At 68.1% G+C, this 12661-nt stretch carries 12 protein-coding genes; 11 read left to right on the plus strand and 1 reads right to left on the minus strand.

Features of this window, described 5'->3' with window-relative positions:
• Positions 1–7: 7 nt before the first annotated feature.
• The 3 genes from ACIRRA_RS36065 (at position 8) to ACIRRA_RS36075 (ending at position 4714) form a co-directional block, all read left to right on the plus strand.
• Positions 8–1126: an AAA family ATPase gene (locus ACIRRA_RS36065; protein WP_354835976.1), complete on the plus strand. Its 1119-nt coding sequence runs from the start codon at positions 8–10 to the stop codon at positions 1124–1126.
• Positions 1123–3927 carry a DUF5682 family protein gene (locus ACIRRA_RS36070; RefSeq protein WP_402777587.1) on the plus strand — a complete coding sequence of 935 codons (2805 nt, stop codon included), beginning with the start codon at positions 1123–1125 and terminating at the stop codon, positions 3925–3927. Before ACIRRA_RS36065 ends, ACIRRA_RS36070 begins: the two co-directional genes overlap by 4 nt.
• A 157-nt stretch (positions 3928–4084) precedes the next feature.
• Positions 4085–4714: a hypothetical protein gene (locus tag ACIRRA_RS36075; RefSeq protein ID WP_402777590.1), complete on the plus strand. Its 630-nt coding sequence runs from the start codon at positions 4085–4087 to the stop codon at positions 4712–4714.
• A gap of 196 nt (positions 4715–4910) precedes the next feature.
• Here ACIRRA_RS36075 and ACIRRA_RS36080 read toward each other — a convergent pair whose 3' ends face one another.
• Positions 4911–5762 (minus strand): BTAD domain-containing putative transcriptional regulator, encoded by an 852-nt coding sequence (locus tag ACIRRA_RS36080; protein ID WP_402777593.1) that lies wholly within the window; start codon positions 5760–5762, stop codon positions 4911–4913.
• Positions 5763–6069: 307 nt separating this feature from the next.
• Between ACIRRA_RS36080 and ACIRRA_RS36085 the strand changes: the two genes are divergently transcribed.
• From ACIRRA_RS36085 to ACIRRA_RS36120, 8 genes are all read left to right on the plus strand, one after another.
• Positions 6070–6633: a TetR/AcrR family transcriptional regulator gene (locus ACIRRA_RS36085; RefSeq protein WP_402777596.1), complete on the plus strand. Its 564-nt coding sequence runs from the start codon at positions 6070–6072 to the stop codon at positions 6631–6633.
• Positions 6634–6874: 241 nt separating this feature from the next.
• Positions 6875–7807 (plus strand): ACP S-malonyltransferase, encoded by a 933-nt coding sequence (gene fabD / locus ACIRRA_RS36090; RefSeq protein ID WP_402777599.1) that lies wholly within the window; start codon positions 6875–6877, stop codon positions 7805–7807.
• A gap of 100 nt (positions 7808–7907) precedes the next feature.
• Complete coding sequence (locus ACIRRA_RS36095) at positions 7908–8333, plus strand: acyl carrier protein (protein ID WP_402777602.1); 426 nt, start codon at positions 7908–7910, stop codon at positions 8331–8333.
• Positions 8333–9112 (plus strand): SDR family NAD(P)-dependent oxidoreductase, encoded by a 780-nt coding sequence (locus ACIRRA_RS36100; protein WP_402777605.1) that lies wholly within the window; start codon positions 8333–8335, stop codon positions 9110–9112. Before ACIRRA_RS36095 ends, ACIRRA_RS36100 begins: the two co-directional genes overlap by 1 nt.
• A gap of 21 nt (positions 9113–9133) precedes the next feature.
• The gene (locus ACIRRA_RS36105; RefSeq protein WP_354840748.1) at positions 9134–9583 is read left to right on the plus strand and encodes a hypothetical protein; all 450 of its coding nucleotides are present in this window, start codon (positions 9134–9136) and stop codon (positions 9581–9583) included.
• Positions 9583–10887, plus strand: a complete 1305-nt coding sequence (locus ACIRRA_RS36110) for a beta-ketoacyl-[acyl-carrier-protein] synthase family protein (RefSeq protein WP_402777609.1) — start codon at positions 9583–9585, stop codon at positions 10885–10887. Before ACIRRA_RS36105 ends, ACIRRA_RS36110 begins: the two co-directional genes overlap by 1 nt.
• Complete coding sequence (locus ACIRRA_RS36115; RefSeq protein ID WP_402777612.1) at positions 10884–11381, plus strand: 3-hydroxyacyl-ACP dehydratase FabZ family protein; 498 nt, start codon at positions 10884–10886, stop codon at positions 11379–11381. The genes ACIRRA_RS36110 and ACIRRA_RS36115 overlap by 4 nt, the downstream gene beginning before the upstream one ends.
• Positions 11378–12652 (plus strand): beta-ketoacyl-[acyl-carrier-protein] synthase family protein, encoded by a 1275-nt coding sequence (locus ACIRRA_RS36120; protein ID WP_402777615.1) that lies wholly within the window; start codon positions 11378–11380, stop codon positions 12650–12652. Before ACIRRA_RS36115 ends, ACIRRA_RS36120 begins: the two co-directional genes overlap by 4 nt.
• Positions 12653–12661 lie beyond the last annotated feature (9 nt).

The raw sequence follows: 12661 nt of genomic DNA on the forward strand, positions 1-12661 counted from the left end.
TGCCATCATGAACGACGTTTTGCGCGCCCCCGCCGAGGTCAAGTACGCCGAGGAACTGGATTGGCTGGAGTCCATCGACGACGGCCCCAAGCCGTTCGCGTGGCGGCTGAGCCCGAAGATGGTGCGGCTGTTCATTCTCGGCTCCGAACGCGCCGACGGGCTGGACCGCGAGGTGGAGCAGAAGTGGTTCGGTGACCGCAGTTTCGTCGAGCGCAGCATTGTCACGCTGGCCTCGGACCGGGGTCTGCTGCTCATCGGTGATCCCGGCACCGGCAAGAGCTGGCTGGCCGAGCTGCTGTCGGCGGCCATCAGCCGCAATTCCACGCTGGTGGTGCAGGGCACCGCAGGCACCACCGAGGACCACATCAAATACTCGTGGAACATCTCCATGGTGATCGCGAAGGGCCAGTCACGGGAGTCGATGATCCCGTCCCCGATCATGACGGCCATGGAGCAGGGCGTGATCGGCCGCTTCGAGGAGCTCACCCGCTCCACCAGCGACGTGCAGGACGCGCTGATCTCCATCCTGTCGGAGAAGTACGTCTCGATCCCCGAGCTCGATGACGACAATGTGGTGTTCGCGCAGCCGGGATTCTCCATCATCGCCACCGCCAACAGCCGCGACCGCGGCGTGAACGACCTGTCGTCGGCACTCAAACGACGCTTCAACTTCGTGCGAATTCCGGTGGTGTCCAACAAGAAGAGCGAGGCGGAGATCGTGCGCTTCCGCACCGCTGAGTTGTTGCGCCGTCACTCCATCGAACTGGAACTGCCGCCGACACTGCTGGACATCCTGCTGGAGAGCTTCGCCGATCTGCGCGCCGCCGCGGCCGCCGCCACCAGCGACGACGACAAGCTGGAGTCGGCGCTGTCCACCGCCGAGCAGATCGGCGTGCTCGAGGACGCCATCCTACACAGCCAGTTCTTCGGCGCGAAGGAATTGCGCGCGGAGACCCTCGCCGGTTCGCTGGTCGGGTCGCTGGCCCGGCGCACGCCCGAGGACCTGGCCATTCTCAACAAGTACCTGCACGGCGTCGTGGAGCCGCGCACCAAGGACAAGAAGGGCGATGCCGCCTGGGGCGAATTCCTCGAGGGCGGCCGGGCGGCGATCGCGAGGCTGTCGTGAGCGAGTTTGCGAGCGAACCATCGGCACCGAATACCTTTGCCGCGCTGCGGGATCAGCTGGCGGACGCGGCCGTCGCGTTCGCCGGCGCACCCGGGGCGGCGGGCGACATCCTGGCGGGCATCGTCGACGATGTCGACCGGGCGCTGTCGGAGCGGCTGGAGATCTTCCCGGTCTGTCACCACTCGCCCGCCTCCGGTCTGGCCATGGTGCGACGGCTGCGTGAGAAACAGCCGAGCGTCATCTATCTGGAACTGTGCGAGGACATGCGGCCGCTGCTGGATGAGCTGCGCAACTGCCGCTTGCCGATTGCGTTGCAGGCCTTCGCCACCGAGGTCGAGGGCTTCCCCGCGGAATGGGCGCCGCTGTCGGTGGTCGCGCCGATCACCGAATCGTCGGCCGAGTACCAAGCCATCGCCTACGCGCTCGACACGCCGGGCGTCGAACTGGTGCTGGTGGATCGATCCACCGATCACGTCTTCCAGTGGGGTCTGGAGGAGGAGAAGTCGGAGCCACCCGCCGACGGCGAGCAGCCCGAGGACGACGGCCTGCACGGCGGCGCGGTCGGCCTCGAAATCGGTGATCTGCGACCGCGTTTCGCCGAACTGGAAGAACACCTGCTGCACCACGGCAAGGTCCGGCACTGGTCGGAATGGTGGGACCAGTACGTCGAGCAGCCTCTCGTGGACGCCGACTACGACACCTACCGCCAGGTCATGGTGATGATCGGCAGCCTGTTCCGGCGGCTGCGGCGCGGCAGCACCGTCGAGGACGAGGACCGCGAACGGCACATGTGGACCCGCATGCGGGAACACTTGGCCGCCAACGACATCGATCCGGCACAGGTGTTGTACGTGTGCGGCGCGGCCCATGCGGCCAGCCCGGTCGAACAGTTCGGACTGGCTGCGTCGGCGCCGTTCGAGATCTCGCCGCGCTCGGCCACGAAATGGCACTACGGACTGATCCCGTCCAGCCATTCCGCCATCGAGGCGCAGTTCGGGCTGGCCGGCGGCGCGGTCTCGATCGCGGCGGCCACCTGGGCGAAGGGATTGCGACGCGGCAAATTGCAGTCGTTCCAGCTGGAAGGCCAGCAGGGCACGAAGAAGCGCGCCAAAAAGCTGCCACTTCCGGCAGAACCGGAAGTCACAGTGACAGACCGGCTTTCGGGCTTCCTGTCCCGGCCACCGGTACTGGACCCGCTCGACGAGGCCGAACTCCTGGAATGGTCCGTGGATATCGTCCGGCTGGCCCGGCGCAATGGCTACCTGGCCAGCACCGCCGACGCCATCGCCATCTTCGAGACCTCGATCCTGTTGGCGGGCTTGCGGAATCGTGCCCGTCCGACGCCATACGACTTCCAGGACGCGGCCGTCACCTGCCTGGAGAAGGACCGGGTGCCGGGGCGGCGGGATGTGCGGCGGCTGTGCGAGATCCTGCTCGGCGGCGACCGTATCGGCCAGGTCGGGTACGCGGCGCTGCCGCCGCTGGCCCGCGACGTGCTCGACCGGCTGACACCGCTGGGACTGGATCTGTCCAAGCGGACACTGCAACGCGCACTGCTGGACCTGAAGGCGAATCCGGACCTGCGGCCGTGCTCGGATCTGCTGTGGCTGCTGCGCAGGCTGCTGCCGCAGGACGCGCTGCGGCCCATCATGGGCTCACGCGGACTCGGTGAGACCTCGATCCAGGAGAGCTGGGACATCGGGCTCGGCAAACACCAGCGCTCGCTGGTGGAGCTCGGGTACGAGGGCGTATCGGTGGAGCAGGTGCTGGAGCAGCGCCTGCGGCGCGCGGTCACCGCACCGGACGCGACCGCGGCCGTGGCGCTGACCGCGGTCGAGGACGCGCTGGTGTATCTGGGATCGGTCCGGCTCGCCGACGAGCTGGGCACTCGCGCGGTCGAACTCCTCGCCGCCGAACGGACAGTGGACGACGCGCCCGTCGTGCTGCGGCGGATCCGGGTGCTGCTCAACTACTTCCGCTCCACCGAGGACGGCTTGCCGGCCTGGTGCGAACGGTTCGTGACAGCGGGGTACGCACACTACTGCACCCTGCTGCCCACGGCCTTCGCCGCCGAGGAGACCGGACCGGCGCAGGTGGCGGCCATGCTGGGCTTCCTGTTCGGGATGGAGAACCTGGCGCTGTCGCTGGGCTGCGATCACACCCAGCTGGAACTGGCTGTGCTGCAATCGCATCCGGAGGCACCGGCCAAGGTCGCCCTGCTGTGGGCGGCACGGTTCCAGCTCGGCCTGCTGACCATGGCCGAGCTGCGCGCGCGGTGCGACGGGATGCTGGCCAATCCACTGGTGCTGCCGACGGTTCCGCAGTACGTGAGCGGTTTCGTACAGGCCATCGATCCGGCTCCCGCATTGAAACCCTTTGTGGTGGAGCTGTTGTCGAAGGCCTTCGGCACGCTGCCGGACGCGGTGCTGCTGCCATGGCTGCCGAAGTTGATCACCACCCTGAAGGATCAGGCGGGCGACCTGATCCCCGGCCTGGTCCGGGAAGCGGGCCGCACCTTCCCCGGCGCACTGCCCGCCGTGGACGCCTTCGTGCCGCCCTGGTCGGTCGAATTCACCACGGCCGCACCGCCGGTGGCGGCGGCGCCGCGCGGTCCGGTATCCGAACTGCTGGCCGCCAATCCCGCCGCCTGCGACGCGCTCGCCGCACTGCTCGGCCTCGAGGGCGGCTGGCAGGAGGCCGGACCGGCCGGAAACCACGAGGTAACCGGCCTGCTCGAGCGGTTCCCCGCCACCGCCGCCGCACTGGCCGCGCGGCTCGGAGTGCAGGCGGCGCGACACTGACGCGGGTCCGGCCGGCCGCCCATCCGATGGGCGGCCGGCCCGACAGTCATTCGCACCGCGCATTGCTGGTCGGAGGGCCCGCATCACAATTCATACGGTTCGGTATCGAATTCCTGCGCGTCTCGCGAAGAGCGCGAGAACACGTTACAGTCCGCCCGTGAAATATCTTGTGGGATGCGCAATGGCCCTGTCGTTCGCGGCGAGTTCACCGGTAGCGCAAGCGGATTCCGCACCGACCTGTACCGACACCCCGAACGCCTATACCGCCGGTTGGCAAGCCGGCTGGGCTACGTATCAGGCCGCCCAGAAGAGTCCGTCGTCCGGCACAGCGACGCGGACCGCCGATCTGCCGATCACCATCAACGCGCCACTCGCCAAGGTATGGACGGTGTACTCGAACCTGCGCAACGATATCGGACGGCATCCGTTCCTCCAGGACATCATCGTGCATCGCACCTGCACCGACGGCGTCACCGAGACCATCGATTTCACCGCGCTGGAGAACGTTCCCATGGGCTCGGTCGACTATCCCGCGAAAACCCAGGCGGAACAGCGCCTCTACCCGGCCGATCACTACTACCTCACCGACAGCTACGACTCGCCGGGCATCATCACCCACCAGAAGATCACCTTCGTCGACAACGGCAACGGCACCACGACGGTGAACGAGCACCTCACCTTCATCGCGAACCCGTTGCTCATCGGCTTCACCGCCGACAACGGCATCTCATCCCACCAGGCATACCAGGCGGCCCTGAAACGCGACATCGAAAACGGCACCCTCTGAATGCGAAAAGGCCCGGTCCTGATGGACCGGGCCTTTCGAATTGGGCGGAGGTATCACCGTGAGGTGCGAGCCCGGGTCACCGGGTTGTACCCGCCATGCCGATACCGCGCCCTCCTCGGCCGAGGTGACCAGCCATCGCCTTTCCACCCGGGGCGTCGACAGGCTTCCGCCGCGCTCTCGACCAGATGATCCGCGGTCAGACGATCGAGCCCAGGCGATTCGAGACGCCGCCGCGAACCCGGTGGCCCGCACGGATCGGGCTGGAACCCTCCAGGAATTCGCTGCCGAGCAGGCGATGCCGCAGCGACCGCGTGTCCTGGTTGGGATCGATTTCGAACTGCTCCCGCAGACGTTGCGCACACAGCGCGTACCACTGTTCCGCCTGGTGCAGCTCCCCGCGCCGGGCGTGGATCGTCATCAGTCGACGAAAAGCGGCCTCGTTCGCGGTATCGATGGCCAACGTGCGGCGGCACGCGTCGGCCGCGTCGGCGAGTTCTCCCGCCTCGAGCGCGTATTCGGCCAGCGTGTTCAAAGCGCTCAGGATCATCGAACGCAGCCAGTGCCGGTGTTCGACCACCCAGCTGTCGGACTCGCCGTCGAGAAACTCGCCCGAGTACAGTGCGGCGGCCCGTCGATACAGGCCCACCGCCTCCTCCCGCAGGCCCCGCGCGGCGGCCTCACGTGCGCCCGCCGTATACCGCTCGAATTCTTGGCAATCGACGATCACATCGTCACTTACGTCCATGATGTAACCGAAATCCCGGAACTCGATGTGCAGGTCTCGCCGTTCGGTTCCGAAGTGAGTATCCAACGTTCTGCGCAGGGCGTGCACCGTCACCTTCAACGAGGTACTGGGCCCATCGATGTCCGGCCACAACAACTCTCGTAGCCGCTCCTTGCCCACGACGCTGTTGCGGTTCACGAGCAACACTCCGAACAGTGATCGAGCCTTGCTCGCACGCCACCGAACACAATCCGCACCGGAGACCGAAATGGCGAACTCGCCCATCAGTTTGACCTGGATCGCCCGTTCACCAGATGCTCTCAATGAAACTCCTTGCGTCATGGGCGAACCGCAGAAATGTTCAAATGTATTTCGCCACAATCCATCTCGTAACACATTTCTGGCTGGCGGCTATGTTCGCACGGTCAACTTGCCTGCGCAAGTGGATGTTTCGCGAATTGATTTCGGCTGGGAGACTTCTACGCGCGACCCGGGAAACAGTAATGTTCGCTTCACGCCGCTACCTGGCCGATCCGACGAAAAGTCATGTTCCGCTCATGTTTTGCCGCCACGCCGAGTCGTCTGCGATCATGATCCCGTGTCTGAGCTAGGGCGCCTCCGACGCGCACCTGTGCAGTCGCGCAGCCGGGAACGTGTCGAGCGCATCCTGGACGCGGCACGGGAACTGGTGGACGAGCACGGCATGGACGCCGTGACGACCCGCGCGATCGCCGAGCGCGCCGCCGTGCCGATCGCGACGCTCTACCAGTTCTTCGCCAATCGGGAGGCGGTGTTCCGCCAGCTACTCGACCGCGACATGCACCAGATCGACCAGCGGGTCGCGGCGGAGATCGAGACGCTTCGCGCAGACAGCATCCTGCACGCGATCGACCTGTTCGCCGCCGTGCATCGCACCCACTTCCTGCGGCATCTCGAATTCGTCGCGCTCTACTTCGCCTACGGCGACAGCGACGTGGTCTCCCTCCATCAGCGCCGTTGCGCGCACTCGTTCGGCCACCTGCTGCTGAAATCCGGGGTGATGCCCGCACACACCGATCCCCGGGTGTTCGGGGTCGCGATCGCGATCGCCGAGGGCACCATCGAACACGCCTACCGGGAGGCCCCCCGCAACGAGTGGGTGGTCAGTCAGGGCCGGCTGGTACTGCGGCTCTATCTCGAAAGCCGTTGCGACTGAGGTCCGATCGCGCCCGCTGACCCTAACCCGGTCCTAACCGCCCCTGGCTAGCGTCGCGCCATGTTCAGTTATCGCACGAGCAGCGTCCAGCCGGGAAACAGGCTTCGCTCCGATAGTTACTGCGTGTTTGGTTTTCCTCGAGGACTGCTCGAGCCGGGATTCACATACTCGGGGCGAGAACAGCGACGTTCGGGATTTGTCTCGCAGTAGCCGTGGCTACCAGCAGGATTCGGAAGACATCATGAACGCCAGTGTGATCGCCATGTTTCCCGGCCAGGGTTCCCAGCGCGAGGGCATGGCCGCCCACCTGATCCGGGAACATCCCGGCACGGCGGGGGTGGTATTCGAACGCGCCGACGAGGTGCTGGGCCTGCCCCTGGGCAAGCTGTGCACCGAGGGTGACGCGGAACAGTTGCGGGCCACCGAGATCGCGCAACCCGCGATCCTGGCCACCTCCTTCGCAATCTTCGAGGTGCTGCGCGCCGAGGGCTTCTCCCCCGACCTGGTGACCGGGCACAGCCTCGGCGAGTTCACCGCGCTGGTCGCGGCCGGCGTGCTGGATCTCGCCGACGCGCTGACCCTGGTGCGACGCCGTGGCGAGCTGATGGCCGGTATCGCCGCGGCGATACCGGGTGCCATGACGGCCGTGTCCGGGGTGCCCGCAGCGCGAATCGAGGAGATCTGCGCCGGAGTGGACGGCGTGGTCGAACTCGCCAACTACAACGCCCCCGATCAGTCGGTCATCTCCGGCACGGCGGAGGCGGTGGACGCCGCCGTGGAACTACTGCGCGAGGAAGGCGCGGGCTCCTTGGTCGCGCTGCGGGTCGGAGCGCCGTTCCATTGCTCGCTCATGGCCTCGTTGGAGGAGCGATTCGCGGCCGACCTGGACCGCGCCGAATTCCGCGACCCCGTCATCGATGTCATCAGTTCCGTTACCGCGCAGAAGATTTCGAGTGGCAATGACGCCCGCGACCTACTGCGCCGACAGCTCACCGCCCCCGTCCGCTGGATCGAGGTGATCGGCGCCGCCGCCGATCTCGGCTGCACCGACTACCTCGAGATCGGTCCCGGACGCGTCCTGTCGGGGCTCGCCAACCGCATGCTGGACGCGGCCACCGTGCGCAGTACCCAGGACGCCCGCCGCATCACCGCGGCTATCGCCGCCTACGCCTGATTCCGCCGAATCCGACTGATTTCCCAGCCGATCACACCCCTGTGGCGTCCCGCGCCCCAGGGGACCCAACGGTGTCCCCACCACGAAGGAAGAGATAACCATGCCCGAAACCAGCACCGATTTCGTTCCCGCCGTCATCGACGCGATCGCCGACGCCCTGGGCATCGACCAGTCCGAGGTGACCCTCGACGCCACCCTCATCGACGAGCTCGGCGCGGAATCCATCGATCTGCTCGACATCCTGTTCCGCATCCACCGCGACACCGGCGTGAAGATCGCTGTCGCCGATGTCCAGGAGCTGCTGCAGGGCGGCATCCCCGACGACGAGTTCGGCGACGAGAACGAGATCGTCTCCGACATCGGCCTCGCACACCTGGAAAAGGTGCTGCCGCAGTTCGATCGGGCCAAGCTGAACGGCCCACTGCGCGGTGAGCAAGTGCTCGGCCTGGTCACCGTGCGCAATCTGGTGGACCTGGTCGCCCAGCGCGCCGCCGCCGGTCCGGCCGACGCCGAAGCAGTCGCCTGATGTCCGGCGACTTCGCCGACCGGGTCGCGCTGGTCACCGGCGCGTCCCGGGGCATCGGGCGGGCCGTGGCCCTGACCCTGGCCGGTCGCGGCGCGGCCGTGGCCGTCAATTACCGCTCCCACAGGGACGAGGCCCTCGAGGTGGTCGCCGAGATCGAGCGCTCCGGCGGGCGTGCGGTCGCCATCGGGGCCGATGTCGCCGATGGCGGCGCGGCCCGCGATCTGGTGGAGCAGACGCGAGAACAATTGGGCGGCTTGCACATTCTGGTCAACAACGCGGGCATCACCCGCGACGGCCTGCTGCACGACATGGATCCCGCCGTGTGGTGGGAGGTCATCCGGGTGAACCTGGGTGGCGCATTCAACTGCACCCATGCCGCGGCCGGGCACCTCATGGCCCAGGGCGAGGGCTCGATCGTGAACGTGTCGTCGATCATGGGCGAGAAGGGGCTCACCGGGCAGTCCAACTACTCCACCTCCAAGGGCGCGATGAACGCCTTCACACTGGCCTGCGCGGTGGAGATGGCCCGGTTCGGGGTCCGTGTGAATGCCGTTCTGGGCGGCGTGATCCCGACCGATCTGATCGGCGACCTGCTGCAGCGTGACGGCGGGCGCGGGCGCACCCATGTCCCCATGCGCCGCTACGGGACCGTCCAGCAGGTCGCCGAGGCGGTGGCCTACCTGGCCGGTCCGGCCGCCGACTATGTGACCGGCGAGTTGCTGCGCGTGGACGGCGGACTGGCGGTGCAGCTCAGCAATGGCCGCCTGGTCTCCCGCTGAATCGGAAAAGGAGTGACTGCCATGCGATTTCATCTCATCGACCGCATCGAGTCCTGGGAACCGTTGCAGCACATCACCGCTCGCAAACTCACCTCGGTCTACGAGAACGTCTGGCAGCCCTCCGCCGCCGGCCCGGTGCTGCCCTTCGGCCTGGCGCTGGAGGCGCTGTGCCAGGCGGGGGCCTGGCTGGTGCTGCTGAGTTCGGCGCACACCCGCCGGGCCGCGCTGCTCACCGTGGGTGAGGTGACCGTGTACCGCGACGCGGTGCCCGGCGACGTGCTGCGCATGACCGCACAGGTGGTGCACGCGACGCCGGAGGCGGCGGTGGTGGACGGCTGGATCGAGGTGGATGGCGAGCGAATCCTGTTCGCCCGCAACATCATGTGCGCCCTCATCGAGGCCGATCGCCTCGACGATCCGGTCGACACCGAGCGGATGGCGCGCCAGCTGCTCGGCGAGGAGCTGGTTTGATGCGTACCACCAATGCGGCCGGACTGCGGCGGGTGGCGGTGACCGGCGTCGGCGCGGTCACCCCGCTGGGCGTGGACGCACCGACCACCTGGGCCGGAATGCGGGCGGGCCGCAATGCCATCGGGAAGCTGACCACCTTCGACTGCACCACCTTCCCGGTCCGGATCGCCGGACTGGTCCCCGACTCGTTCGATCCGGCCACCGCCGTCCCGTCCGCCGCCGATCGCCGCTGGGTGTCGCGCCCGGGGCTGTTCGGGCTGGCCGCCGTCGGCGAGGCGCTGCGGTCCGCGCACCTCGACCCGCTCACCGAGGACCAGTATCCCGTCTCGGACCGCGGTGTCGCCATGGGCGCGAGCGTGGGCCGCCCGGATCTGAATCTCGTGTTGAAGATATCCGAATTACGCTCTCGCACCGGCAAACCCGATGCCTTCGTGCGGCCCGCACCGTCGGCGACCCTGACGGGGAACCAGAACATGGCGCTCAATGCCATGGTGCGGCTGATCGGCGCGACCGGGCCCATGGTGGGCATCCACACCGCCTGCGCGGGATCCGGACACGCCCTCGGCGAGGCGTTCCGCCTGATCCAGGAGGGCGACGCCCGCATGATGGTGGCGGGCGGCTACGACTCGCTCACCACCTGGGCGGATATCCTCGGCTTCGGCCTGCTGGGCGCGATGACCGACCGTTACAACGACAATCCCGCCAAGGCGTCGCGGCCCTTCGACGCCGACCGCAGCGGATTCGTCATCGGCGAGGGCGCGGTGGTCTTCGTGCTGGAGGACCTCGAGTCCGCGCTGGATCGCGGTGCGCCGATCCTGGGCGAGTTGCTCGGGTACGGGTCCACCATGAACGCCTGGCGCATCACCGACTCGCCACCGGATGGCTCGGGCGCGATCGAGGCCATGGAGTCCGCGCTCGGCGAATCCGGCTTGGGCACCGCCGATATCGACTACATCGCCGCACACGGCACCAGCACGCCGGGCAATGACATCTCCGAGACCCGGGCGATCAAGAAGGTCTTCGGCGACGACGCGTACCGGCTGGTGGTGTCCTCCCCCAAATCCATGACCGGGCATCTCACCGCCGCCGCGGCGGCGCTCAATCTGCTGGCGGCACTGGGCGCGCTCCGGGATGCGGTGGTGCCACCCACCCTGAATCTCGACACACCGGACCGGGCACTGGATCTCGACTACGTCCCCCATCACGCGCGCTCCATGCCGGTGCGCGCGGCCATGATCAATGCCCTCGCGTTCGGCGGTTCCAATACCTGCCTCGTGGTGGGCACACCCCAGGAGCTGCCATGACCCCGTCCTACACCGTGCCCACCGCACTCCCGGCGCCCGCCGAAGTCCCGACCGCGGGTATCGGCACACCGGGATTCGACCGAATCCTGGAGGTGAGTCCCGGAATTCGCGCCGAGGCCCTGCTGAACGTGACCGGCACCCTGCCGTTCTTCGACACCCATTTCCCGCGCCGCCCCATCCTGCCCGGCGTGCTGCTGACCGAGAGCATGATCGCGCTGGCCGTGCTCGCGGCCGGTGATCCGCTGCTGCGGCTGCGGGCCGCCGAGGGGCTGCGCTTCCGGCGCTTCGTGACGCCCGGTGACCAGGTGCGCATCACCGTCGAAACGGCCGGTGCCGGCGCGGATCCCGCCGAATCCCGGTGGAAGGCCACCGCTCGCGTCGGCGAGGCCACCGTCGCAGCCGTCCGCACGCTGCGCCTGGTCCGCGGGCCCGTCGCGGAAGCGTATGGGAGCGCTGCGGAGGCGAATGGGCGCACCGCCGAGGCGAAGTCGTGAACGCGCGACGCGTCGTGATCACCGGGATCGGTCTGGTCACGGCGCTCGGCGAAGGTGCGGACGAGACCTGGTCGGCGATCGTGGCCGGGCGCACCGCCATCGGCCCCCTGCGCGCCTACGATCCGTCGCCGCTGCGCACCCGGCTCGGCGCGGAGATCCCCGACTTCGATCCCAGCCGGTTCCTCTCGCTGCGCTCCATGCGGACCTCCACCCGCGGCGACCAGTACGGTGTCGCGGCGGCCACCCTCGCGCTGCGGGACGCGGGACTGGAGGAACGCGACCTCGGCCACCGCACCGGCCTGTATCTCGGTGGGAACAAGGACATCTGCCAGCGCGACGACTCGATCGCCGATATGGAGGCCATCCGCGGCGCGGACGGCGGACCGGACATGCGGCGGCTCGGGGAGCTGGCCCGCTCGATCGTGCCGCCGCTGGCGTACGTGGAGGGTTTGCAGAACGGCGGGACCTACCACATCTCCTCGCTGTTCGGCCTGCGCGGACCCAATGCCTTCTATGCGGGCGCGGCGGATTCCGGGGCGACCGCGATCGGGCGGGCCATGCGGGCGATCCGCCGGGGCGAGGCCGACATCGCGGTGGCGGGCGGGTACGACGACGCCACCAATTGGTGGGCCATGGCCAAACTGGACGGGCTCGGGGTGCTCTCGCCGCGCAATGACCTGGGCGGCAGTGCTTTTCGCCCCTTCGACAAGGAGCACAGCGGTTCGGTCATCGGTGACGGCGCGGCGATCCTGATCCTCGAAGAGCGTGATCGGGCACTGCGACGCGGCGCGCGCTGTTATGCCGAGCTCTCGGGCTACGGCATGGGCAATGACTGTGTGCGCGTACCCGCCTCCGATCGGGACGGACAAGGACTGGCCCGCGCCATCTCGACGGCTCTGTCCGACGCCGGAGCGTCGGCGGTGGACGCCGTGTTCTCCCACGGCTGCGCCACGGCGCTCGGCGATGCCGGCGAGGTGCGCGCCCTGCGCACCGCCCTCGGTCCCGAGGCCCACAAGGCCGCGGTAACCAGCGTCAAACCACAGACCGGTCACTTGGTGGGCGGAGCCGGTGCGCTCAATGCCGCACTCGCTGGGCTGTCCCTGGACTCCGGGGTCGTGCCCGCCACCGGCAACCACGAAACACCCGCGCCCGGCTGCGATCTCGACATCGTGTCCGGCGCCGCGCGCCAGGCGAATCCGCGGGTCGCGCTGGCCCTGGCCCGCGGCCTCGAAGGCCAGGCCGTGGCGCTCACCCTCACCGCATCGAACTGACCGACAGGA

The organism is Nocardia sp. NPDC101769, assembly GCF_044766925.1.
GTDB lineage: Bacteria > Actinomycetota > Actinomycetes > Mycobacteriales > Mycobacteriaceae > Nocardia.